The sequence below is a fragment of the Streptomyces sp. NPDC019531 genome (assembly GCF_044903305.1).
GTDB lineage: Bacteria > Actinomycetota > Actinomycetes > Streptomycetales > Streptomycetaceae > Streptomyces.
Genome location: NZ_JBJDQL010000007.1, coordinates 19,546 through 42,916, shown reverse-complemented (window position 1 = coordinate 42,916; position 23,371 = coordinate 19,546). Strand labels below are relative to the sequence as shown.

Below are 23,371 nucleotides of genomic sequence, written 5' to 3'. Positions count from 1 at the left end.
TGGGTGGCCTGCTCGCGCCACACCCGTCCCCTATGACGGGTTTGTCTGATTAGCGCGTACTGTCGCCGCATGCCCACGCCATACGGATCCCGCGGCGGCATGGCGTTCGGCGTGGAGGAGCTGCGTGTGCTCCGCCGCGCTCTCGCCCTCGCCCTTCACCCCGCCCCCGCCTCGGCCGAGGACATCAAGGACTGCCATCGTCTCGCCGAGTCCCTGGACGAGGCGGTACGTGAGGGCGCTCGGCTGCGCGCCTTCCTGGTGGCCGACCTCGGCCGGTACCGCGCCGCGCTGCCCGGCACCGCCGCCGGCTATCTCGCGCTCCTGGAGGAGGCGCTGGGTGCCGGGTACCAGCCCGACCCCGACGATCTCGCCGCGCTCCAGGCGCTGCGCGGCAATCCCGTCGCGGCGAGGTTGCTGATCCGCTGCCGGATGCTGGCCGAACGGGACGTACGGGCCCGTCTCGCGGGCGCCACGGCCGACCGGCGCGCCCCGGCCACCTCGACGGTCCCCGCCTCCCGTACGCGCCTCCTGGCGCTTCCTGGGGGACTTTCCGGCGGTCTTTCCGGGGCCGCCCAGAGGTGTCCGGCGGAGCTGGACGCCAAGGAGCCGCAGCGGGAACCGCGGAAGGAGCCGGCCAAGCCCCCCGTGAAGCCGGCGGAGAAACCCGCCCCCGCCGCCCCGAAGCCCTCCCGCCCCATCCCCACCCCGGGCGAGGTCTTCCCCCGCCGCAAACCGGCGCCGCCCCCGGCGAACCCGCCGCAGCAGCTGGCCGCGGGCTGACCCCACCGTTGGTCGCACCCCGCCCGAGATGTCCAGCTGTCCGTGGCTACTCTGGACGTATGGACTACGTCTCCGCGCTCGTGCCCCCGGTCGTCATGGCCGTGTTCTTCATCGGTGTGATCCGGGTGATCGTGAAGACCCAGGGCGGGGCGAACAAGGCCAAGGAGGACGCGGCCGTCGACGCCGCGCTCGCGCGCGCGGAGGGCACCAAGCAGACCTCCGGCTCCGACGCCTGAGCCCCTCCCGGCGTGCGACTCTCCGAGCCACCGTGCTTTCCGAGTCGTACGCCCTTTTTGTTGCTGTTTGGTGTTGAAAGAGCACGTCCGTCACGCCGATAGCCGGATCTCCCACTATTGTGCTGAGCTGTGCCTCGCCCATTGGGAGAACTCGAAGACGCGGTCATGACGCGGGTGTGGAAGTGGAACCGCCCGGTCACCGTTCGAGAAGTCCTGGAAGACCTTCAGCAGGAACGGTCCATCGCGTACACCACCGTGATGACCGTTTTGGACAATCTCCATCAGAAGGGCTGGGTGCGCCGCGAGGCGGAAGGCCGGGCCTATCGATATGAGGCGGTCTCCACACGGGCCGCCTACGCCGCCGCACTGATGAACGACGCCTGGTCCCAGAGTGACAACCCGGCCGCCGCTCTCGTCGCCTTCTTCGGCATGATGAGCGAGGAACAGCGGCTGGCGCTGCGGGACGCCGTACGCATGGTCCAGGGGCCGCCCGCGGAGAACCCCGACTCGGCAACGCGGGACGGCGGGCGATAGCGTCCGCTCATGTCCGCGAAGAGCCCCTCCGCCGAGAACCCCGAAGCCACCGCAAAAGCCATCACCGTCCGGCGGGCCCGTACCAGCGATGTCGCCGGCATCCGTCGGCTCCTTGACTCCTACGTCCGCGACCGCATCCTGCTCGACAAAGCGACGGTGACGCTTTACGAGGACATCCAGGAGTTCTGGGTCGCCGAGCGCGACGACAACGCCGAGCTGGTCGGCTTCGGTGCCCTGCATGTGATGTGGGAAGACCTCGCGGAAGTGCGCACTCTCGCGGTGAAGCCAGGCCTGAAGGGTGCCGGGGTCGGGCATCAGTTGCTGGAGAAGTTGTTGCAGACCGCCCGCTGGCTCGGCGTTCGTCGCGTTTTCTGTCTCACCTTCGAAGTGGACTTCTTCGGCAAGCACGGCTTCGTCGAGATCGGTGAGACACCCGTTGACACCGATGTCTACGCGGAGCTACTGCGTTCCTATGACGAAGGCGTGGCCGAGTTCCTCGGTCTCGAACGAGTGAAACCGAACACCTTGGGCAACAGCCGGATGCTTCTGCATCTGTGATCGCCAAGGATTCAGGCGATCGGTCCTGCCCAGGTTCCCTATGTCCGAAACGCGTATGTTTCCGGGCCGGGCGGCCCCTGTCGGTCTCTCCCGGGGGTTTGTGTTTTCTCAGCAAAAGCGGTTTGCTTTCCGACGTACTGCAGTACTGCATATAACAGGGGACGGCGAAACGGCGAACGCCGCAGACCCCCGGCCCTCAAGTATTGGATGAAAGGAAATCCCGTGGCACAGAAGGTTCAGGTCCTTCTTGTCGACGACCTCGACGGTGGCGAGGCGGACGAGACCGTCACGTTCGCGTTGGACGGCAAGACGTACGAGATCGATCTCACGACCGCCAATGCGGACAAGCTCCGTGGCCTTCTCGACGCCTACGTGAAGGGTGGTCGCCGTACCGGAGGCCGTGCTTCGGGCGGGCGTGGAAAGGCGCGGGCGGCTTCCGGCGGTGGCCAGGACACCGCTCAGATCCGTGCCTGGGCAAAGGAGAACGGATACGAGGTCAATGACCGCGGCCGTGTTCCGGCAAGCATTCGCGAGGCCTACGAGAAGGCCAACGCCTGATCGAAAGGACCACGAAGGCCCATGGCCTGCGAAGGCTTACGGCCGCGCGCGCCGCAGCCGCAGCCGGTGGCACTGCGTTGCCACCGTGTCCACGACGCGTACGAGATCGGGGGCGCCCCCACCGCCCCCCAGCGCCGACATCGTCGGCAGCGAGGTCTCGACCTCGCACCCAGGCTCGGGGGGCCGCAGCCATACGGCGGCCCCCTGCAGGGCGCCCTGGCGGCCCAGGACGAGAGGCCGCGCCTCGGCGCCACGGCCCGGTCCGGGAAGCGCCGCCGCCACGAGCCGGCCCGTCCCCGACGACTGCTCGTCGGACCCGCCCGGCACCGGCACCCCGCCCAGCGCCGCTCCCGTCGGCCCGCCCGGTCCTCGTAACCCTCCGCCGAGCGCACTCGGCACCGGTGCCGCCATGGAGTCGCCCGTGCCCATCGCTCGCAGGTCGAGCGGGAGCGAGCCCCAGTCCAGCCACTCCAGGATCCCCGGCAACTCCTCCGTGCTGCCCGCCGCCACCAGCAGCCGCATCCGGTCGCCCCGTACCGCCACCGGGGAGCGGTCGGCGAGGTGCCGCAGGGCTGCCGGGCCCGCCTTAAGCGGCAGGTCCAGGACGTCGAAGCGCAGGCCCGTGCGGAGCCGTACCGGAGAACCGGGGGTGCTCGCGGGCACCGTCGGCCAGCCCAGTTCGTTCTCGTACCAGCGGCGGACCGGATCGTCGCCGGAGGTGGTCGCGTCGGGTGGCCGGCGAGGAAAGGGGACCGCTGTGACGTCCGTGGTGCGAGGGGGGTGGCTGCCAACCATGACAAGTGCAACTGTCGGAGAAGCGTGGGAGTTACGCTGGGTGTTCTGGCGCATGCGCAGAGTGCCTGATGGGGGTGCGCGCGGGGGTGCGGGACGGCGCAAGGTTGTTCGCCCATAGCGGAGGGACGGGGGGCGCGCGGCATGGAGTGTCAGTCCCAGCGGGTAAGACATCCCTAGTGGGAGGGGGCGACACGCAGGAAGGGCCGTCTCACGTTCGCCATCGGCGTACTGGCGAGTGGGGTAACTGCCTGGCCTGCGGGAACATCGTCTCGCACCATCGGGTTGGAGCAGATGTCGGCGTTCGGGGTCAGGAGGGCCAAGGACGGTGTCGGCAGTTGGAATGAGCGGTCCCCGCTTGCGGGACTAAGCTGCGGAAGGACAGGGAGGGGAAGTTCCCCCCACTGCCTGACCGCTCTGAGGAGCGATTAACGATGTTCGAGAGGTTCACCGACCGCGCGCGGCGGGTTGTCGTCCTGGCTCAGGAAGAAGCCCGGATGCTCAACCACAACTACATCGGCACCGAGCACATCCTCCTGGGCCTGATCCACGAGGGTGAGGGTGTCGCCGCCAAGGCCCTTGAGAGCCTCGGGATTTCGCTCGAGGCGGTCCGCCAGCAGGTGGAGGAGATCATCGGGCAGGGGCAGCAGGCCCCGTCCGGGCACATCCCCTTCACCCCCCGTGCCAAGAAGGTCCTGGAGCTGTCGCTCCGCGAGGCCCTTCAGCTGGGCCACAACTACATCGGCACGGAGCACATCCTGCTCGGCCTGATCCGTGAGGGCGAGGGCGTCGCCGCCCAGGTCCTCGTCAAGCTGGGCGCAGATCTCAACCGGGTGCGGCAGCAGGTCATCCAGCTGCTCTCCGGTTACCAGGGCAAGGAGACCGCCGCTGCCGGCGGGCCTGCCGAGGGCACCCCCTCGACGTCCCTGGTCCTCGACCAGTTCGGCCGGAACCTCACCCAGGCCGCTCGTGAGTCCAAGCTCGACCCGGTCATCGGGCGCGAGAAGGAGATCGAGCGGGTCATGCAGGTGCTGTCCCGCCGTACCAAGAACAACCCGGTCCTGATCGGTGAGCCCGGCGTCGGCAAGACCGCCGTCGTCGAGGGCCTCGCCCAGGCCATCGTCAAGGGCGAGGTGCCCGAGACCCTCAAGGACAAGCACCTCTACACCCTGGACCTCGGCGCGCTGGTCGCCGGCTCCCGCTACCGCGGTGACTTCGAGGAGCGCCTGAAGAAGGTCCTCAAGGAGATCCGCACCCGCGGCGACATCATCCTGTTCATCGACGAGCTGCACACGCTGGTCGGTGCGGGTGCCGCCGAGGGCGCCATCGACGCCGCTTCGATCCTGAAGCCGATGCTGGCCCGCGGTGAGCTGCAGACCATCGGCGCCACCACCCTGGACGAGTACCGCAAGCACCTGGAGAAGGACGCGGCCCTTGAGCGCCGCTTCCAGCCGATCCAGGTCGCCGAGCCGTCGCTGCCGCACACGATCGAGATCCTCAAGGGTCTGCGTGACCGGTACGAGGCCCACCACCGCGTCTCCATCACGGACGAGGCGCTGGTCCAGGCCGCCACCCTGGCCGACCGGTACATCTCGGACCGCTTCCTGCCGGACAAGGCGATCGACCTGATCGACGAGGCCGGTTCCCGGATGCGCATCCGCCGGATGACCGCACCGCCGGACCTGCGCGAGTTCGACGAGAAGATCGCCGGCGTGCGCCGCGACAAGGAGTCCGCGATCGACTCGCAGGACTTCGAGAAGGCCGCTTCCCTCCGTGACAAGGAGAAGCAGCTCCTGGCCGCCAAGGCCAAGCGCGAGAAGGAGTGGAAGGCCGGCGACATGGACGTCGTCGCCGAGGTCGACGGCGAGCTGATCGCCGAGGTCCTCGCGACCGCCACCGGCATCCCGGTCTTCAAGCTGACCGAGGAGGAGTCCTCGCGTCTGCTGCGCATGGAGGACGAGCTCCACAAGCGGGTCATCGGCCAGGTCGACGCCGTCAAGGCGTTGTCGAAGGCGATCCGCCGTACGCGTGCCGGTCTGAAGGACCCGAAGCGCCCCGGTGGTTCGTTCATCTTCGCCGGCCCGTCCGGTGTCGGTAAGACCGAACTGTCCAAGGCTCTCGCGGAGTTCCTCTTCGGTGACGAGGACGCGCTGATCTCCCTCGACATGTCGGAGTTCAGCGAGAAGCACACGGTGTCGCGGCTCTTCGGTTCGCCCCCCGGATACGTGGGCTACGAGGAGGGCGGCCAGCTGACTGAGAAGGTCCGCCGCAAGCCGTTCTCCGTCGTCCTCTTCGACGAGGTCGAGAAGGCCCACCCGGACATCTTCAACTCGCTGCTGCAGATCCTGGAGGACGGTCGTCTGACCGACTCCCAGGGCCGGGTCGTGGACTTCAAGAACACGGTCATCATCATGACGACCAACCTCGGCACCCGGGACATCTCGAAGGGCTTCAACCTGGGCTTCGCGGCCTCGGGCGACAAGAAGTCCAACTACGAGCGCATGAAGAACAAGGTGTCGGACGAGCTCAAGCAGCACTTCCGGCCCGAGTTCCTCAACCGTGTCGACGACGTGGTCGTCTTCCCGCAGCTGACGCAGGAGGACATCCTCAAGATCGTCGACCTGATGGTCGGCAAGGTCGACGAGCGCCTCAAGGACCGGGACATGGGCATCGAGCTCTCCCAGTCCGCGAAGGAGCTGCTGTCCAAGAAGGGTTACGACCCCGTCCTGGGCGCGCGGCCGCTGCGTCGCACGATCCAGCGGGAGATCGAGGACACGCTCTCGGAGAAGATCCTCTTCGGCGAGCTGCGTCCCGGTCACATCGTGGTCGTGGACACGGAGGGCGAGGGCGAGACCCAGACCTTCACCTTCCGGGGCGAGGAGAAGGCGGCACTGCCGGACGTTCCGCCGATCGAGCAGGCGGCCGGTGGGGCTGGGCCGAATCTGAGCAAGGAGGCGTAGCCTTCCGGGCCGCGTTGAGGAAGGGGCCGGTGCCTTCGGGCACCGGCCCCTTCCGCCGTTTCAGCGCCGGACCACGTCGATCGTGGCGCCCGGGAAGAGGGTCGCGTAGTGGTCGGTGGGGATGTTCTCGCCGAAGAGGGAGCGGGTCCGCAGGATCACGTGGCGCAGCCCGGGCAGCCGGGGAGCCAGGAGAGAGAGGTCCGTGCCGTCGTGCACCGCCGACAGGCGGAGGAACTCGACGGTCGGCAGCTCGGGCATGGCCTCGACGGACTCCGGGAAGTGCGTGACCATAGCCGCGTTGAGATGGAGTGTCGTCAGCCGCGGGAGTCGCGCGACGGACCGCCAATCGGTGGGTGAGGGCGGCGCGACCAGTCTGAGTTCCCTGAGCGCGGCCCAGTGCTCCAGGCCGCGCAACCCCGTGCGGTTCGTGGCCAGATTGCTCAGGTGGAGGAACTCCAGCGGAGCGTCGACCGGCAGGCATTCGGTGAGGCGGTCACCGGGAAGTTCCCCGTCGAGGGAGAGCCGCCGCAGCGAACTCAGCGATCCCAGTCCCTTGAGGCTGGCCATCCCGCTGCAGCTGAGATCGACGAGGGGCAGCGGGGCCAGCCGGTCGAGGCCGTACGTCCAGCGGCAGTCGTCGAGAAGCAGGGTGCCCAGGGAGCCGAACGGCAGCAGGACGCCCAGGTCGTCGATGTCGTCGTTGTCCCGCAGGTCGAGGAGGGTCACGGCCTCGGGTGCCGGGACGCCGGCCAGGATGTCCTCGATCGGATGGTCGCCCCGGTACATCAGCCCCTGCCAGGGCCGCAACCGCCCCAGGGCCGCGCGCTGTTCGGCCGACTCGCAGGTCAGGAACAGTCCCTCGCGGTCCAGGTGGTCCAGTACCTCCGCGGCGTACACCTCGGTGTCGAAGCGGCTCCAGGTGCCGGCGAGCTGCCGCCGTACGGCCAGGTCCGGATGGGAGCGGAACCGGCGCAGTACGCCCAGCGCCCCCGTCGGCTCCTCCGCGCCGAGTATCGAGGCGGTGACGGTGACTCCGAGGGCTTCCTCGTCGCTCAGGCCCTCCGGGCCCGGCAGCAGCTCCAGCACCAGCGGTCCGGCCTCCGCCAGTGTCTTCGCGTCCTCCGCGGACCGCGGCGGGATCAGCGCCGCCGCCCTGCGCTCCACTTCGGCCCGCGTCCCCGGCTCCAGCGCCGCCGCGTGCTCCAGACAGGCCAGCGCCAGCAAGGTCAGCCGTGGGGCGTCGTGGGCCAGCAACTGTCGTAGCAGGGACGCGCGTTCTCGGGGCCTGGCGTGTGCGACCGCCATGCGGATGACGTCCTCCCACTGGGTGTCGCCCGCGTGGCCGGTCAGGACGTCCAGGTGGCCCTCCTCGACCGCGTACCGGGCGCCCAGGTAGTCCTGGAAGGTGCGGTGGACGAAGTCCACGACCCCGGCGGCGGGTTGGCGGAGCAGTCCGCTGCGCAGCAGCAGGGCCCGCAGTGCGGTCGCCGCGTCTCCGGTCAGCGCGATCGACGGCAGGCACCGCTCCACGATGCCCTCGGCCGTCTCGACGTCCATCTCCGTGCGGCCGCTCAGGACCAGCGCGTACGCCAGGCGCTGAAGCAGCTCCAGCTGGGTCTCCTCGCCCAGTTCCAGCTCCATGCCCCGCTCCCGGTCCCGGCGCGCGAGCAGCATCGTCAGGGCGGCGTCGTACAACTCCTTGCGGCCGGTGGGGAGATAGCCGCGCCGTTCGCGGTGCAGGGCGCAGATCAGGCCGCACATCAGGGGGTTGGTGGCGAGGCGGGCGAGGTCGCGCTTGGTGCGCAGGGAGTCCAGCAGGGGGCCCTCGTAGTCGGGGGCCCCGGCCGCCGTGTGCCAGCGGTGGACGAACGTCGCCACGTCCGCGCGGCGCATGGGGGCCAGGGTCAGCTCGCGGAAGCCTTCCGCGGCCAGCCAGTCCGGTCGTACCGCCGTGGGGCGGGAGGTCAGAAGCCAGCGGTTGCCGGGGAAGGCGCGGATGAGGGCGAGGAGCCAGTCGCGGGTGCGGTTGCGGTCGGCGGCCGGGATCTCGTCCAGGCCGTCCACGAGGATGAGGCCGCGGCCGGCCGTCAGGACGCGTTCCGCCCAGCCCTCCGGCGGGGTCAGCGGGCAGCTCACCGCCGGGAGGAAGTCCGCCGGGGCGGGGAGTGTGCCCGTGCGGATCAGAGTGCGCAGGGGGAGCACGTACGGGATGTGCGTGCCCTCGCGCGCCGCCGTCATCGCCAGCCACTGCACCAGCGTCGTCTTGCCGGAGCCCGCGTCGCCGCGCAGGAGTACCCGGTCGTGGTTCAGGAGGGCCTCCTCCGCCGGGAGTTGGACCGTCAGGGGCGTCTCCTCCGGGAGGGCGCGGTCGTCGGACGCCGTCGCCTCCAGGCTCAGGTACGCCACTTCGAGGGGCCAGCGGTCCGGGGAGTCGCGCAGGTCGATGCCGTAGATGGTGATGTGGTTGTGGTGGTCGGCGACGTACGGGAGGTAGCGGCGCTCGAAGGAGCGGTCCTGGGTGCCGGGGCGTGGGCTGCGGGCGATCAACTCGTCGATCTTCGCGATGAGTTCGCCCTGGGCGCGGGTCTGCTCGACCAGGGTGCGGGCCACAAAGGTGGAGCGGCGGGTGAAGAACTCCAGGATCTGGAGGCAGGCCCACTCCGTCGCGGAGTCGAGGAAGTGGCAGGCGTCGGCGGAGAGTCCGTCGGGCGCGGGGGCCTCGTGGTGCAGCTTCCTGGCCAGCTCGCGGTGGCCGAGGCGGACGGCCTGGATGTCGTCCATGTCCAGGTCGCCGAGGGCGAGGAGGCGGCGGGCCAGGGCGTCGGCGACGGCGGTCTGTTCCCTGGTCCGGAAGGGCGGTTCGCCGGGGGAGTCGACCGCCTGCCGGACCAGGTGTTCCGCGAGTCTGTGCACGTCCTTCTCGCCCAGCGTGTGCTTCTCGCCTCGGTACGACACCAGGTCCTTGAGCCGGACCGGTTTGTCGACCAGGCCGGCGCCGGGTCCCTCCGGCCGGAAGAGTTTCCGCACCAGTTGGCTGACCAGGCCGGACGCCAGTTTGCTGCCGAGTACCGCCGGCTCCATCCGCCACCCCCGTGTGTTTGCGCGAACGGATGGAGCCTAGCGGGGGGCTATGACAACTGGCCGTCGTAGTCCGGGAGTTTGAACGTCTTCTCGGCATGACCGCCGGAGAGGTCGGTGGCGCTGTTCCCGACGTTCGCGATGATCGTGTAGCCCTTGTTCTCGATGTCGACGCGCTGGGCGGTCTTGTAGGCGGCGACGTCCTTGAACAGGTCGATGAAGTTGCGGACGTAGAGGCCGTTCACCTGGTACCCGACGTGCTTGAGGTTGTAGTCGGTGAACGAGTAGATGATGCCGGGGCGGGCGGTCACGAAGAACAGGGACACCCCGTGCTCCTGGGCGTACTTCGCGACGTCCAGGACGGGCTTGTTGGCCGGCTGGGGGTAGCTGAAGCCGAAGTCCGTCTCCAGGGTGGTGTTGTCGATGTCGAAGACGATCGCCTGCTTCTCGCCGGGCTTGGTGGCGGCGATACGGGACTTCAGGTAGGGCAGGGCCTGGTTCATCACGGTCTGGCAGTCGGTCTGCCAGGTGGCGTAGTCGACATCCTCGGCGGCGGCCGTGGCGGCGCTCTGACTCGTGGACGTCGTCGCGGCCTCGGCGGGTACGGCCAGAGCGACGAGGGCGGTCGCCGAGACGGTGCTTACGGCTATGCGGCGCGCCCAGGGGCGTCGTCTTGTCATTTTCGTGGGGGTCCTCTCACGTCCGGATGCCGCTGTCTGATGCATGTTCAGGGGCGAGGGTGGCGCGAGGGGAACCGTAGGGTTACCGGCTGGTAGGTGGATAGGGATGTGCGGCGTAGCGGCCGTCACATTCCGGGGCGGTCGATCTTGGGCGCCGGTGACATGCCGCACAGGCGATTTGTCCGTTACTAGGCGGAGTAGTGGAGAGGTCGGGCGCTAAAGAAGCTTTACGACCGTAATATCCGGATTGGTTACTACGGTCCGTCGTAGATGATGTGTTTTGGGGTTTTTGGGCCCCGGGGGTACCAAGAGATGCCCCATCCGGTCGCCGCTGTGCGCCGGGTGGTTTCCTGTCCCCGGCCCAATGAGGTTCTGATGTTTCAGCGCGTCTCCCCCCGCTCCTCCCGTACGTCCCTGCTCCGCACCCGGGTGGCCGTCATGGCCGCGTCCGTGGGTGCGTCCGCAGTCCTGGGGGCGGGAGTCGCCTCGGCCGCGTCGTCGTCCCCCTCCTGGGTCGACCCGGTGAAGAAGTACACGCTCAGCGCGAGCTTCGCGCAGGCCGGCAGCATGTGGCAGTCCACCCACAGCGGGCAGGACTTCGCCGTGCCGAGCGGGACGGTCGTCGTCGCCGCGCACGGCGGGACCGTCGTCAAGGCCGGCGCCAACGGTGCCGGTGACGGCTCCGCCTACGGCAACGCCATCGTGATCAAGCACGGCAACGGGACGTACTCGCAGTACGCCCACCTGTCCCGGATCAACGTCAAGGTCGGCCAGGTCGTCAAGACCGGACAGCGCATAGCCCTGTCCGGCAGCACCGGCAACTCCAGTGGCCCGCACCTGCACTTCGAGATCCGTAAGACCGCGAACTACGGTTCGGCCATCGACCCGGTCGCCTTTCTGCGGGCCAAGGGCGTCAAGGTCTGACCGGCGTCACGCGTTCGCGCTGCCCCGGTGGGCCTGGGTGACCAGGTCGGTCGCTACCTCCAGGACCGCCTTGCGCTTGGACTCGGGGTCGCCGTCGAGGTCCTGGAGGAGGAACATCCCGGCGTGCAGGGTGAACATCGCGCTGACGCAGCGGACCTGGTCGACCAGGTCCGCCTCCCGGTCGACGATGATCTCGCGCAGCCCCTTCATGCGCTCCTTGAAGGTCTCGCCGACGCGCAGTTCGCGGACCGTCGCCTGGTTCTCCTGCATGAAGCGGAACAGGGGGGCCGCGCCGGTCAGTGTCACGCTGTAGCGCCGGATGATCTCCTGCTTCGTCTCCAGTGTGTGCGGCTGGCGCCTGCCCCATTCGATCAGGTCGAGGATCGGCTGCGTCAGATCGTCGAAGATGCTGACGAGGATCTCTTCCTTGGTCTTGAAGTGGTAGTAGAGCGCCGCCTTGGTGACGTCCAGGTGCTCGGCGATCTCTCGTAGGGACGTCTTCTCGTAACCCTGCTCGGCGAAGAGTTCGAGGGCTACGTCCTGGATGCGCTGGCGCGTGTTGCCGCGGCGCTGCTGCTTTGTGCCGTCCATGGTGCCGCCCATCCTCGTGCCCATCGGCTTTCCATAAAACTTACTTGACGCCCGGCTAGTTACGCGTCTACCTTCCCTAGTGTAGACAGCTAGCCGGGCGGCAAGTAAGTGCTCCGGCCGGGGGAAGTACCGCAGCACCTCAGGGGAGTGGGAACGATGGCGGACACAAAGACAGTCGAGACGGAGCCGGACAAGCCACAGCGCAGCGTGCGGGTGGTGCTGCTCGCGCTGATGATCACCATGATGCTCGCGATGCTCGACAACATGATCGTGGGCACCGCGATGCCGACGATCGTGGGCGAGCTCGGCGGCCTTGAGCATCTGTCGTGGGTGGTGACGGCGTACACGCTCGCCACCGCGGCCTCGACCCCGATCTGGGGCAAGCTCGGTGACATGTACGGCCGCAAGGCCACCTTCATGACCTCGATCGTGATCTTCCTGATCGGGTCCGCGCTCAGCGGCATGGCCCAGGACATGGGCCAGCTCATCGGCTTCCGGGCCGTGCAGGGCCTCGGCGCCGGCGGTCTGATGGTCGGTGTCATGGCGATCATCGGCGACCTGATCCCGCCGCGGGAGCGCGGCAAGTACCAGGGCATGATGGCCGGCGTCATGGCGCTGGCGATGATCGGCGGTCCGCTGGTCGGCGGCACCATCACCGACAACTGGGGCTGGCGCTGGTCCTTCTACATCAACCTGCCCCTCGGTGTCGTCGCGCTCGGCCTGATCAGCGTCGTGCTGCACCTGCCGAAGAAGCGGTCCGAGGCTCGCATCGACTACCTGGGCGCCGCCCTGCTGACCGTCGGCATCACCTCCATCGTGCTCGTCACGACCTGGGGCGGCACGGAGTACGCCTGGACGTCCGCGCGGATCATGGAGCTGATCGGCATCGGTGTGGCCTCGCTCATCGGCTTCGTCTTCTGGCAGACCAAGGCCGCCGAGCCGATCGTGCCGCTGCACATCTTCCGCAGCCGTAACTTCACCCTGATGTCCCTCATCGGCTTCGTCACCGGCTTCGTGATGTTCGGCGCGACCCTCTTCCTGCCGCTGTACCAGCAGTCGGTGCAGGGCGCGTCCGCGACCAACTCCGGTCTGCTGCTCCTGCCGATGCTGGGAGCGATGCTGGTGACCTCGATGGTCGCGGGGCGTGTGACCACCAACAGCGGCCGGTACTACGTCTTCCCGGTCCTCGGCAGTGTCCTGATGGTGATCGGGCTGTACCTGCTGTCGACGATGGACACCGGGACCTCGCGGTTCACCTCCGGTGTGTTCATGGCCGTCGTCGGTCTCGGCATGGGCTGTCTGATGCAGATCACCATGCTGGTCGCGCAGAACAGCGTGGAGATGAAGGACATGGGCGTCGCGTCCTCGTCCACCACCCTGTTCCGTACGCTCGGCTCCTCCTTCGGTGTCGCCATCATGGGCGCGCTGTTCAACAACCGGGTCCAGCACGTCATGTCCGAGCGGGCCGGGGCGCTGGGGTCCAAGGTGACCGAGCAGTCCGCGCAGCTGGACGCGGCGAGCCTGGCGAAGCTGCCGACGGCGGCGCGGGAGGCGTACCAGTACGCGGTATCGGCGGGTACGCACTCAGCGTTCCTGCTCGGCGCGGTGGTCGCTGTGCTCTCGCTCGTCGCGGCGGTGTTCGTCAAGGAGGTGCCGCTCAAGGGGGCGGGGCCGCAGAAGTCCGCCGACGACGTGGCGCCGGCGCCGCTGGTCGAGGTCTGAGCCGACCCTGTAGCTGAGCCGACCCTGTAGCTGAAGGCCCCTCCCGGATGGTGTCCGCCCCGGGAGGGGCCTTCGTCGTGGGCGCGGCCGTTGCCGGGGGCTGCGCCCCCAGACCCCCGTCGGCCAGAAGGGCCTCGTCCTCGAACGCCGGACGGGCGGGGTCTGCCACCATCGGCCCTATGGACAAGGTGAGGCAGCTCCGGCTCGCCAAGGACGCCATGGACCGTGACTGGGCCGATCCCGAGCTCGACCTGGACACCGTGGCCGCGCATGCCGGGTACTCGCGGTATCACTTCATCCGGGCGTTCAGGCAGGCGTACGGCGAGACGCCCGGGCAGTACCTCACGCACCGGCGGATCGAGCGTGCCGAGGAGATGCTGCGCGGGGCCGATCTGAGCGTGACCGAGATCTGCAACCTGGTCGGGTTCAGCAGCCTCGGCACCTTCTCCGCCCGGTTCAAGGCACGGACCGGTCTCACCCCGAGCGAGTACCGGAGCAAGCACGTGGGCCGCGGCGCCTCCCTGATCCCCGGGTGCTACGCCATGCTCTGGGCCGGCGGCTTCCCCACCGCGAAGGCCGCGGAGAGGACCGCAACTTTGAAGAAGCGGACCGACCCCGGCCCTGCCTACGGTGACGAGGACGAACCCCCGGACGACAGGAGAGCAGAGGCATGATCCAGGGCCTGGGCATCACCACCGTATGGACCTTCGACCAGCAGCGCACGAAGGCGTTCTTCACCGAGAAGCTGGACTTCGAGGTGCGCAGCGAGGTCGCGATGGGCGAGATGACATGGGTCACCGTCGGCGCCAAGGAGCAGCACGGCGTGGAACTGGCCCTCATGAGCCTCGACGGTCCCGGCCTTGACCCCGAGTCCGCCGAGGCGCTGAAGAAACTCGTCGGCAAGGGCGTGATGGGCGCGGGGGCGTTCCGTACCGACGACTGCCGGGGCGACTACGAGACGTTCCGGGCGCGCGGGGTGGAGTTCATCCAGGAGCCGCAGGAGCGGCCGTACGGCATCGAGGCGATCTTCCGCGACGACAACGGCAACTGGTTCTCGCTGACCCAGCGCAGCGAGGAACTGGACTTCTCGAAGGACTGGGCGTGACGCACACCGGCCAGGACCTGGCCGCGGCGGACCACACCGCCGTACGCGTCGCGCTGTGGCGGGCCCTGCACGTGCGCGCGGATCCCCCGCCGCATGTGCTGACGGACGAGATCGGGCTGCGGCTCGCCGACCCAGGGGCAGGATCTCGGTGGGGAGAGGAGCTGATGGTGGCAACCACCTGACGGAGCCCCGCCTCACCCGCCCGCCGGTCAGGGCAACAGCGGGTAACTCCCCGTAGCCGTAGGCGCGTGCTCCGGAAGCCACAGCACGGCCACCGCTCCCTCCGCCGGGACGCCCTCCGGTGCCCCTGCCGGACGTACGTTGCGGAAGGTCAGCCGGGCGCCCAGGACCCTTGCCTGGCCCGCCGCGATGGTCAGACCCAGCCCGTGCCCGTGCCCCGCCCGGTCCGCGCTGCCCGTGCGGAAGCGGCTCGGACCGTCGGCGAGGAGGCACTCCGGAAACCCGGGGCCATGGTCGCGGACCCGGATCACGCGCCCCTCGACGGTGACCTGGACGGGCGGCTTGCCGTGCCGGGCCGCGTTGGCGAGGAGGTTGAACAGGACGCGCTCCAGGCGGCGCGGATCGGTCGTGACCTCCGACTCGTGCACCACACGGACCTCGATCTTCGGGTCCTTGGCCGCCACCCGCCGGGCCACGAACTCGCCGAGCAGGATGTCCTGCAGCTCCGCCCGCTCGGAGGCACCGTCGAGGCGGGCCACCTCCAGGACGTCCTCGACGAGCGTGCGCATGGCCTTCGCCCGGTCCAGGACCAGTTCCGTCGGCCGGCCCGGAGGCAGCAGTTCCGCGGCTGTGAGCAGGCCCGTCACCGGCGTCCGCAGCTCGTGCGCGATGTCCGCCGTGACCCGGCGCTCCGCCTCCAGCCGCTGCTGGAGTGCGTCCGCCATGGCGTCCACCGCGCTCGCGAGGTCGTCGGTCTCGTCCCGTACGACCCCGCCGATCGCGTCCCGCACCCGGACGTCCGTCTCGCCCCTGGCCATCTGGTGGGCCGCGGTCGCCGCCTTGCGCAGCCGCCGTGACAGCTGGCCGCCGATGAGCACACCGAGCGCGCTGCCGCCGAGGACCACCGCGATGGAGCCGATCACCAGGGCCTGGTCGAGGTCCTTGAGGATGTCGGTGCTGCGGTCGGTGAACCCGGTGTGCAGGGACAGCACATGGCCGCCCTTGACCGGGACGGCCGCCCAGATGTCCGGCCCCCGGTCGGGCCGGTCGGAGACGTAGGTCGCCCGGCGGCCCTCCTCGACCTTCTCGCGCAGCGCGGGCGGCAGCCGGGAGTCGTCGACCGCGATGCTGGGGAAGTTGGGCTTGCCGGTCAGCTCGTAGTTGCGCTGGGCGATCCGGATCCGCTCGTCGGCGAGGTCGCGGGCGTTGTCCAGCATCGAGACGCGCGCCGCGTTGTGCACGACCAGGCTGAGCGCGATCGCCACCAGCGCGCCGACGAGCGCGATGGCCGCGCTGAGCTTCCACCGCAGCCCCGTCCGCACGGCCACGCGTTCTGTCACCGGGCTCCGAAGGATCCCCCGCATACCCCAGGTCCCCCTGCTCAGGGCTTCAACTTGTAGCCGAAGCCGCGGACCGTCTCGATCCGGTCCTGGCCGATCTTCGTCCGCAGCCGCTGCACATGGACGTCGACGACCCGGGTGTCACCGCCCCAGCCGTAGTCCCACACCCGCTCAAGCAGCTTGTCGCGGGACAGGACCGTGCCCGGCGCGGAGGAGAACTCCAGGAGCAGCCGCATCTCGGTCGGGGTGAGCGCCACCGGCTGCCCGGCCCTGCGGACCTCCATGCCCTCGGTGTCGACTTCCAACTCCCCGAAGGTCAGTACGCCCCCGGCGTCGGCACCCGCGCTCTCCTCGAACCGGTCGCCTCCGCCCGCGTGCCCGAAGCGGCGCAGCACCGCGCGGATCCGGGCGACCAGGACGGCACCGTCGAACGGCTTGGTCACATAGTCGTCGGCTCCGGCCTCCAGACCGAGCACCACGTCGATCGAGTCGGCGCGCGCCGACAGCATGATCACCGGCACGGTGGACTCGTCGCGGATACGGCGGCACAGGCTGACCCCGTCCAGGCCCGGGACCATGACGTCCAGCAGGGCGATGTCGGGGCGGTCGGAGCGGAACGCCTCAAGGCCCGACAGCCCGTCGGGCATGGCGGTGACCGCGAAGCCGTCCCGCTCCAGGGCGAGTTGGGTGGCCTCGCGGATGACGTCATCGTCCTCGACGAACAGCACGTGGGTCTGGTCTGCCATCCGGGTGCTCTCACTCTTCGGTGTCATTGCGGTCACTGGGGGATCGTTCCTCGCGGCCCCATCGGTTCACGCCGTACGCCGGCGGACCATGCCGTACGTCAGCTGTCGGGCACCGGCGTCGGATCCGTGCCGACGACGCTGCTGTAGTCGCTGTGCGTCCGGTACACCGCGGTGAACTTCCCCGTGGCCCAGCGGTACGTGATCACGTTCTCGCCGGACGGGTCCGACACCGGGTCACCCTTCTCGTACACCTGTTTGGTCACCACCAGATCGCCGCGGTCGATCTCGGCGTAGACCGGAGGCTCCTCGGTCTGGAAGACATTCTGGTATGAACCGTCCTCCTTGCGATACACGTACGATCCGACACCCACGAGATCCGCACAGGTCACCACGTTGACGACGAGGTCGTCGGCCGAGCCGCCGGTCAGGTCGCCGTAGAAGAGGTCGACCGGGTACTGGTCGGCGACACAGGGCTTCAGGTCGTGCTTGACCGCGGCGGAGACCTTCGGGTCCGACTGGAGGAGGGCCACCGCGGCCCTGCGGTCCAGGCGCGTGGAGGCCAGGGCGGACGGCGTGGCCGAGGGCGAGGCGCCGGCCTTCGCGACCGCGTGCGCCGGGCCCTCGTCACGGGTGCCGGTGCCGCCGGTGGCGCAGGCGGAGGCGAACAGGGCAAGGGCGGCGAGCACGATCACCACCGTGCTCGCCGCCTGCAAGATCCCCCGCACCGGAGTCGGATCCGGCCGGGTGGGCCCGTGTTCGGTCAGGCCGCCGCGCAACGCTCCCGCTCCTCACGCTCCAGCGCGCGTGCGTCCAGGTCGCGGGCCTCCAGCTCCTCGCGGAGCCGGGCGAGCGCCCGGTGCAGCGTGCTCTTGACCGTTCCGGCCGACATGCCGAGGGCGGCGGCCGTCTCCTCCGTGGACATCTGCTCCCAGTGTCGCAGCACCACGACACTGCGCTGCTTGGGGGCGAGCACCTTCATGACGTCCATCAGCAGGGCGCGGTCGGCGTGCTGTTCGGTGGAGTCGTCCACACACGCGTCCGGCAGCTGCTCGGTCGGGACCTCCTCCAGCTTCCGCGCCCGCCACCACTCCGTACGGGTGTTGATCATCACCCGGCGCAGATAGGCGTCCGCGAGCCGCTTGTCCTCGATGGTCTCCCAACGGCCGTACGTCCGTACGAGCGCCGTCTGGAGCAGGTCCTGCGCGTCGACCGGGTCCGGGACCAGACGGCGTGCGCTGCGCAGCAGCGCGTCCTGCCGGGTGCGGACGTACTCCTCGAACTCGAGCACCTCGCCCTGCGCCATGTAGACCGCCTCCTGATCCCCGTTCCGGCAGTCGGCTGCCGGTTTCATCGCTTGTGTGCCGCCTTCTGTGCGGCATGGCAATGAAGCTACGGAGCGGTTGTCACGGGGCTGTGCGGAGCAGCGCGCGGCTGGCACTCGGCTGTCCGTCGGTTGTGTAACGGAAGTCGAAAAGGGGTAAACCGGCGCGATGATTCGCTCTGGTTCAGGGGGATTTGCCGGTTGGCTTCCCGTCGGGCTATGTCAACGGCAGCCGATACAAACCACCCGGGAGGGGCTCCACGAGCCCGTCCGCGACCAGACCGTCCAGCGCCCGCGCCCGCTGCACCGGCTCGTGCCACACCCGGTCCAGGGCCGCCTGCGGAACGGCCGCGTGGGCCTCCCGCAGTACGGCGAGCAGCTTGCCCCGGACCTGGCGGTCGGTACCGGCGTACGTCTGTCCGCGCCGCGGCGGCCCGTCGTGCTCCGGCTTGCCCGCGAGCCGCCAGGCGCACTGCGCGGCGATGGGGCAGCGCTGACAGGTCTCGTTCTTGGCCGTGCAGACGAGCGCGCCGAGCTCCATGGACGCGGCCGCCCAGCGCGCCGCGGTCTCCTCGTCCTCCGGCAACAGGGCACGGGCGAGCCTGCGTTCGGCGGCGGTGGTGGCGTTCGGCGGATACTGCGCGCCGGTCACCGCCCGCGCGAACACCCGCCGCACATTGGTGTCCAGCACGGCATGCCGCTGCCCGTACGCGAACGAGGCGACGGCGGCGGCCGTGTACTCGCCGATCCCGGGCAGCGCGAGCAGCTGCGCGTGCTCCGCCGGTACGTCACCGCCGTGCCGCTCCGTTATGGCGACCGCGGCTCCGTGCAGCCGCAGCGCCCGGCGCGGATACCCGAGCCGGCCCCAGGCGCGCACGGCCTCACCGGGCGCCTCCGCGGCCAGATCGGCAGGACGCGGCCATCGGGCGAGCCACTGCTCGTAGACCGGCAGCACCCGGCTGACAGGCGTCTGCTGGAGCATGAACTCACTGACCATCACCCCCCACGGCCCGGCTTCGGGCCGCCGCCAGGGCAGATCCCGGGCGTGCTCGTCGAACCAGTCGATGACAGGGGCGTGCAGGCCCGCTCCGACAGGGGCGCCGGGCGGAGCGCCGGAGGTGCCGTCGGCGGGGCTGCTGTGCGGGGGCTTCGTGGGCGCAGTCATGGCCTTCCGATCCTGCCATGGCCGGGTGCCGATACGGGCGTACCGCCACCCCTCGGGGCCGCGGGACCTGACGATCGACAGCAGCACGACCGGGCCACGCGCTTGCGGCCTCGGCCGGACGGAACGCCCCTGCCCCTCGACGGACCGCGCGCCTCGTGGCCCCGGTCGGCCGGGCTCGGCGTGCCGGCCGCGGCGGTTGCGGTGGCCCGAGAGCGTCGGACGGCGGCTCTCGGGCCGGCGGCCGTGCTGAGCCTGACCGCCGTGCCCCCGCCCTGCTGCACGGTGTGCGCGCGCCCCGACGCTGCTCGTCGCCACCGTCGGATGCGTGGGTGCGACCGTAGGCGACGGGCCGATACGGTCACGCCCCGCGATCGTCACGTGCCACATCCGACGAAAGAGCGGGGGTGGGAGGGCCGTTGCCGGAATGATGATCCGGAAAAGTTGTGACGCTTGGCGGCGGGTGAGCGCGGTGAACTCGCCGATCTCTCGTACAGTTTGCGCCGTGGGATCTCTGCGCAATCCGGTCGGGCCGCTTCCCTCCTCCATCTACTGGCGACGGAGGACCGTCATGCTGTCCGTCCTCGCCGTGCTGGCGCTGCTGATCGCGTGGATCGTCAGCTCCGGCGGCGGAGGCAACAAGAACGGCGCCGACGGGTCCAACGGCAAGAATCCCTCACCCTCGACGATCACCCCCGGACCGTCCGGTTCCGGGCCTGCGATCAGTCAAGCGCCGGGCGGACGCGACGAGTCGACGACCGGTGGGGACACCGGAGGCGACACCGGCGGTTCGGGGTCGAGCGCGGGTTCCGGTGACGGTTCGGGCACGGGTGGCTCCGCCGGGGCGGGCGGCGTCGGCAGCGAGGGCGCTTCGGGTACGGGCACGGGGGCGGGTACCGGGGTCGGGCGCAACGACACCCTCCCGGCGAGCACCACGCTGCCCAACTGCACCGCGAGCGTTGTGAAGTTGACCCTGCGGAGTCAGCGCAATGCCTATGACCCCGAGCAGACGCCCACCCTGTTGCTGACCGCGACGAACTCCTCCGGAAGTGACTGCAAGGTTGACCTCGGGCCCAAGAACGCGGTGTTGACGATCACTCAGGCCGGAGAGGACGACACGTACTGGTCGTCCGCCGACTGTCCTGCGACCGCGGGCAACCTGGTCTATCGGGCCCCGGCCGGCAGCAGCATCACCTACACCGTGAAGTGGGATCGCAAGCCGAGTGCTCCGCAGTGTGCGACGCCGGCTGCGGGGGCGGCGGGTTCTGGCACGTACTTGGTGGAGGTCAAGGCGCCCGGATACGCCACGGCTCAGGCTTCGTTCGTGTTGGAGGACGACTAAGGACGACTAAGGGGGTGCCGCGGACGGTTGTCGGTCGTCTGCGGCCTGGCCGGGCTGATCGCGCAGTCCCCGCGCCGCTAAAGGAAAAAGCCCTCAGACGTACCGTTCCAGGATGGAGCTCTCCGCCAGCCTGGACAGGCCCTCCCGAACGCTCCTTGCCCTTGCCTCGCCGACCCCGTCCACCGTCTGGAGGTCGTCGACACTGGCCGCCAGCAGCTTCTGAAGGCCGCCGAAGTGCTCCACCAGGCGGTCGATGATCGCGCCCGGCAGACGGGGGACCTTGGCCAGCAGGCGGAAGCCTCGGGGCGAGACGCCCGAGTCGATCGCCTCGGGGGAGCCGGTGTAGCCCAGGGCGCGGGCCACCGTGGGGAGTTCCAGGAGCTCCGCGTGGGTCAGGGCGTCCAACTCGTAGAGGGCCTCGTCGACCGTGCGGGAGCGTTTCGCGGTGGGCTCGGGGACGTAGTCGCGGACCACCAGCTCACGCTCCGGCTCCACGCCCGCGATCAGTTCGTCGAGCTGGAGGGCCAGGAGGCGGCCGTCGGTGCCGAGTTCGACCACGTACTCGGCGATCTCGGTGGCGATCCGGCGGACCATCTCCAGCCGCTGGGCCACGGCCGAGACGTCCCGGACCGTGACGAGATCCTCGATCTCCAGTGCGGAGAGCGTGCCGGCGACCTCGTCGAGGCGCAGCTTGTAGCGCTCCAGGGTCGCCAGGGCCTGGTTGGCGCGGGACAGGATCGCCGCCGAGTCCTCCAGGACGCGGCGCTGGCCGTCGACGTAGAGGGCGATGAGACGCATCGACTGGGAGACGGAGACGACCGGGAAGCCGACCTGCTTGCTCACGCGGTCCGCGGTGCGGTGCCGGGTGCCCGTCTCCTCCGTCGGGATCGTCGCGTCGGGCACGAACTGAACGCCCGCCCGCAGGATCTTCGACAGGTCGGACGAGAGCACGATGCCGCCGTCCAGTTTGCACAGCTCACGCAGCCGCGTGGCCGCGAACTCGACATCCAGGACGAAACCGCCCGTGCACATCGTCTCCACCGTCTTGTCGAAGCCGAGCACGATGAGTCCGCCGGTGTTGCCGCGCAGCACCCGCTCAAGGCCGTCGCGCAGGGCGGTGCCGGGGGCCACGGCGCTCAGGGAGGCGCGCATCAGGCCATCGGAACCGGCACTCCCACCGGACTTTCCGGGAGCTGCCGCCCGGTCGTTGGCTGCCACTGCTCTCCTCCGGTCGCGGGTCTGGGGTGCTCCCGTCCAGCACATTCGGTTCGTACGGACGGGCGAGACCAGGGCAAAGTCTACCGGCGGTCCTCCTCGTCCCGTGGGGCCTCTCGCCGACGCGAGCGCGGAAGGACCCTCAGAGCGTCCCCTATGTCCGCCACTTCCAGGACCTTCATGCCGGGCGGGACCTTGCCGGGATCGCCCGGTACGAGCGCGTGCGTGAAGCCCAGACGGTGTGCTTCGGAGAGCCTGCGCTGGACGCCCGTGACCCGTCTGACCTCGCCCGCGAGGCCCACTTCGCCGATCGCGACGAGGTTCTTGGGCAGCGGGGTGTCACTGGCCGCCGACGCCAGGGCGAGGGCGACCGCGAGGTCCGCGGCGGGTTCCGAAAGCTTTACGCCACCGACCGTCGCGGAGTAGATGTCCCGCTTGCCGAGCGCGCTGATCCGGCCACGCTGCTCAAGGACGGCGAGCATCATCGAGACCCGCGAGGTCTCAAGGCCCGACGTCGTACGCCGGGGCGAGGGGATCTGCGAGTCGACGGTGAGCGCCTGCACCTCGGCCACCAGGGGGCGCCGACCCTCCAGGGTGACGGTGAGGCAGGTGCCGGGAACCGGTTCGGCACGACGTGTCAGGAAAAGTCCGCTCGGGTCGGTGAGGCCCGTGATGCCCTCGTCGTGCAGTTCGAAGCAGCCGACCTCGTCGGTGGCGCCGTAGCGGTTCTTGACGCCCCGGACGAGCCTCAGTCGCGCGTGCCGGTCGCCCTCGAAGCTGAGGACCACGTCCACGAGATGCTCCAGGAGGCGCGGGCCCGCGATCGCGCCGTCCTTGGTGACATGGCCCACAAGGAGGGTCGACATCCCGCGCTCCTTGGAGGCCCGGATCAGTGCCCCGGCCACCTCGCGCACCTGGGCCATGCCGCCGGGGGCGCCGTCGATCTCGGGGGAGGCCACCGTCTGTACCGAGTCGAGGATCAGCAGGGACGGCTTCACCGCGTCCAGATGTCCGAGGACCGCGGACAGGTCGGTCTCGGCGGCGAGATACAGGTGGTCGTCGATCGCGCCGATGCGGTCGGCGCGCAACCGGACCTGGCTTGCGGACTCCTCGCCGGTCACATAGAGCGTGCGGTGCTCCTCGCTCGCCGACTTGGCCGCCACGTCGAGCAGCAGCGTGGACTTGCCGACGCCGGGCTCGCCCGCGAGGAGCACCACCGCGCCGGGCACGAGACCGCCGCCGAGCACCCGGTCCAGCTCGGGGACGCTGGTGGAACGGGCGGTGGCCTGGCGGCCGTCGACCTGGCCGATGGGCACGGCGGAGGTGGTGACGCGGCCCGGGGTCGTCGTACGGACCGCGGGCGCGCCGTACTCCTCGATCGTCCCCCAGGCCTGGCACTCGGGGCAGCGACCGAGCCATTTGGCCGTCTGCCAGCCGCACTCGGTGCAGCGGTAGGACGGACGCTCCTTGGCGGACTTCGTACGGGCAGCCATGCACGAACCGTAACCGCCGCCACTGACAACGCGGTCCCCGCCACTGACAACCCG

22 protein-coding genes and 1 pseudogene are annotated in these 23,371 nt (G+C 69.7%); 12 read left to right on the top strand and 11 right to left on the bottom strand.

Annotated elements, in window-relative coordinates:
- Positions 1–99: 99 nt before the first annotated feature.
- The 5 genes from ACI2L1_RS11235 (at position 100) to ACI2L1_RS11215 (ending at position 2,666) form a co-directional block, all read left to right on the top strand.
- The gene (locus ACI2L1_RS11235; RefSeq protein ID WP_404739265.1) at positions 100–780 is read left to right on the top strand and encodes a hypothetical protein; all 681 of its coding nucleotides are present in this window, start codon (positions 100–102) and stop codon (positions 778–780) included.
- A 59-nt stretch (positions 781–839) separates the two neighbouring features.
- Positions 840–1,016, top strand: a complete 177-nt coding sequence (locus tag ACI2L1_RS11230; protein ID WP_404739057.1) for a hypothetical protein — start codon at positions 840–842, stop codon at positions 1,014–1,016.
- A gap of 165 nt (positions 1,017–1,181) precedes the next feature.
- On the top strand, positions 1,182–1,550 hold the full coding sequence (locus tag ACI2L1_RS11225) for a BlaI/MecI/CopY family transcriptional regulator (protein WP_404739264.1): 369 nt from the start codon (positions 1,182–1,184) through the stop codon (positions 1,548–1,550).
- Between the two features lie 9 nt (positions 1,551–1,559).
- On the top strand, positions 1,560–2,108 hold the full coding sequence (locus ACI2L1_RS11220) for an amino-acid N-acetyltransferase (RefSeq protein WP_404739056.1): 549 nt from the start codon (positions 1,560–1,562) through the stop codon (positions 2,106–2,108).
- A 222-nt stretch (positions 2,109–2,330) separates the two neighbouring features.
- On the top strand, positions 2,331–2,666 hold the full coding sequence (locus tag ACI2L1_RS11215; protein ID WP_404739055.1) for an Lsr2 family protein: 336 nt from the start codon (positions 2,331–2,333) through the stop codon (positions 2,664–2,666).
- Positions 2,667–2,702: 36 nt separating this feature from the next.
- On the opposite strand, the gene ACI2L1_RS11210 is transcribed toward ACI2L1_RS11215, so the two are convergent.
- The gene (locus tag ACI2L1_RS11210) at positions 2,703–3,461 is read right to left on the bottom strand and encodes an SCO3374 family protein (protein ID WP_404739054.1); all 759 of its coding nucleotides are present in this window, start codon (positions 3,459–3,461) and stop codon (positions 2,703–2,705) included.
- A 431-nt stretch (positions 3,462–3,892) separates the two neighbouring features.
- Here ACI2L1_RS11210 and ACI2L1_RS11205 point away from each other — a divergent pair, with 431 nt between their 5' ends.
- Positions 3,893–6,418, top strand: coding sequence for an ATP-dependent Clp protease ATP-binding subunit (locus tag ACI2L1_RS11205; protein ID WP_404739053.1), 2,526 nt, complete (start codon positions 3,893–3,895; stop codon positions 6,416–6,418).
- 60 nt (positions 6,419–6,478) lie between these two features.
- On the opposite strand, the gene ACI2L1_RS11200 is transcribed toward ACI2L1_RS11205, so the two are convergent.
- Positions 6,479–9,499: an NACHT domain-containing protein gene (locus tag ACI2L1_RS11200; RefSeq protein WP_404739052.1), complete on the bottom strand. Its 3,021-nt coding sequence runs from the start codon at positions 9,497–9,499 to the stop codon at positions 6,479–6,481.
- A gap of 47 nt (positions 9,500–9,546) precedes the next feature.
- A complete protein-coding gene (locus ACI2L1_RS11195) occupies positions 9,547–10,176 on the bottom strand; it encodes an HAD family acid phosphatase (protein WP_404739051.1) in 630 nt (209 codons plus the stop codon).
- 375 nt (positions 10,177–10,551) lie between these two features.
- Here ACI2L1_RS11195 and ACI2L1_RS11190 point away from each other — a divergent pair, with 375 nt between their 5' ends.
- Positions 10,552–11,100 carry a M23 family metallopeptidase gene (locus tag ACI2L1_RS11190; protein ID WP_404739050.1) on the top strand — a complete coding sequence of 183 codons (549 nt, stop codon included), beginning with the start codon at positions 10,552–10,554 and terminating at the stop codon, positions 11,098–11,100.
- A gap of 6 nt (positions 11,101–11,106) precedes the next feature.
- Here ACI2L1_RS11190 and ACI2L1_RS11185 read toward each other — a convergent pair whose 3' ends face one another.
- On the bottom strand, positions 11,107–11,703 hold the full coding sequence (locus ACI2L1_RS11185; RefSeq protein WP_404739263.1) for a TetR/AcrR family transcriptional regulator: 597 nt from the start codon (positions 11,701–11,703) through the stop codon (positions 11,107–11,109).
- A gap of 144 nt (positions 11,704–11,847) precedes the next feature.
- Here ACI2L1_RS11185 and ACI2L1_RS11180 point away from each other — a divergent pair, with 144 nt between their 5' ends.
- The 4 genes and pseudogenes from ACI2L1_RS11180 to ACI2L1_RS11165 form a co-directional block, all read left to right on the top strand.
- Positions 11,848–13,413: an MDR family MFS transporter gene (locus ACI2L1_RS11180; protein WP_404739049.1), complete on the top strand. Its 1,566-nt coding sequence runs from the start codon at positions 11,848–11,850 to the stop codon at positions 13,411–13,413.
- A gap of 179 nt (positions 13,414–13,592) precedes the next feature.
- Entirely contained in the window at positions 13,593–14,087 is a 495-nt protein-coding gene (locus ACI2L1_RS11175) for a helix-turn-helix transcriptional regulator (protein WP_404739048.1), read from the top strand.
- Positions 14,084–14,518, top strand: coding sequence for a VOC family protein (locus ACI2L1_RS11170; protein WP_404739047.1), 435 nt, complete (start codon positions 14,084–14,086; stop codon positions 14,516–14,518). The genes ACI2L1_RS11175 and ACI2L1_RS11170 overlap by 4 nt, the downstream gene beginning before the upstream one ends.
- Positions 14,509–14,667 (top strand): annotated as a pseudogene (locus ACI2L1_RS11165) (SAM-dependent methyltransferase); the annotation flags it as partial. The gene ACI2L1_RS11170 and the pseudogene ACI2L1_RS11165, both read left to right, overlap by 10 nt.
- A gap of 60 nt (positions 14,668–14,727) precedes the next feature.
- Here the strand turns inward: ACI2L1_RS11165 and cseC are convergent.
- From cseC to ACI2L1_RS11140, 5 genes are all read right to left on the bottom strand, one after another.
- A complete protein-coding gene (cseC, locus tag ACI2L1_RS11160; RefSeq protein ID WP_404739046.1) occupies positions 14,728–16,062 on the bottom strand; it encodes a two-component system sensor histidine kinase CseC in 1,335 nt (444 codons plus the stop codon).
- A 17-nt stretch (positions 16,063–16,079) separates the two neighbouring features.
- Positions 16,080–16,784: a two-component system response regulator CseB gene (cseB, locus tag ACI2L1_RS11155; RefSeq protein WP_404739045.1), complete on the bottom strand. Its 705-nt coding sequence runs from the start codon at positions 16,782–16,784 to the stop codon at positions 16,080–16,082.
- A gap of 98 nt (positions 16,785–16,882) precedes the next feature.
- A complete protein-coding gene (locus tag ACI2L1_RS11150) occupies positions 16,883–17,560 on the bottom strand; it encodes a hypothetical protein (protein ID WP_404739044.1) in 678 nt (225 codons plus the stop codon).
- The gene (locus tag ACI2L1_RS11145; RefSeq protein ID WP_404739262.1) at positions 17,545–18,087 is read right to left on the bottom strand and encodes a SigE family RNA polymerase sigma factor; all 543 of its coding nucleotides are present in this window, start codon (positions 18,085–18,087) and stop codon (positions 17,545–17,547) included. Before ACI2L1_RS11145 ends, ACI2L1_RS11150 begins: the two co-directional genes overlap by 16 nt.
- 235 nt (positions 18,088–18,322) lie before the next feature.
- Positions 18,323–19,270, bottom strand: coding sequence for an A/G-specific adenine glycosylase (locus ACI2L1_RS11140; protein ID WP_404739043.1), 948 nt, complete (start codon positions 19,268–19,270; stop codon positions 18,323–18,325).
- Between the two features lie 502 nt (positions 19,271–19,772).
- Between ACI2L1_RS11140 and ACI2L1_RS11135 the strand changes: the two genes are divergently transcribed.
- Positions 19,773–20,609 (top strand): hypothetical protein, encoded by an 837-nt coding sequence (locus ACI2L1_RS11135; RefSeq protein ID WP_404739042.1) that lies wholly within the window; start codon positions 19,773–19,775, stop codon positions 20,607–20,609.
- 93 nt (positions 20,610–20,702) lie between these two features.
- Here the strand turns inward: ACI2L1_RS11135 and disA are convergent, their stop codons facing one another.
- Positions 20,703–21,827 (bottom strand): DNA integrity scanning diadenylate cyclase DisA, encoded by a 1,125-nt coding sequence (gene disA / locus ACI2L1_RS11130; RefSeq protein ID WP_037717494.1) that lies wholly within the window; start codon positions 21,825–21,827, stop codon positions 20,703–20,705.
- Between the two features lie 80 nt (positions 21,828–21,907).
- The gene (radA, locus tag ACI2L1_RS11125; RefSeq protein WP_404739041.1) at positions 21,908–23,317 is read right to left on the bottom strand and encodes a DNA repair protein RadA; all 1,410 of its coding nucleotides are present in this window, start codon (positions 23,315–23,317) and stop codon (positions 21,908–21,910) included.
- Positions 23,318–23,371 lie beyond the last annotated feature (54 nt).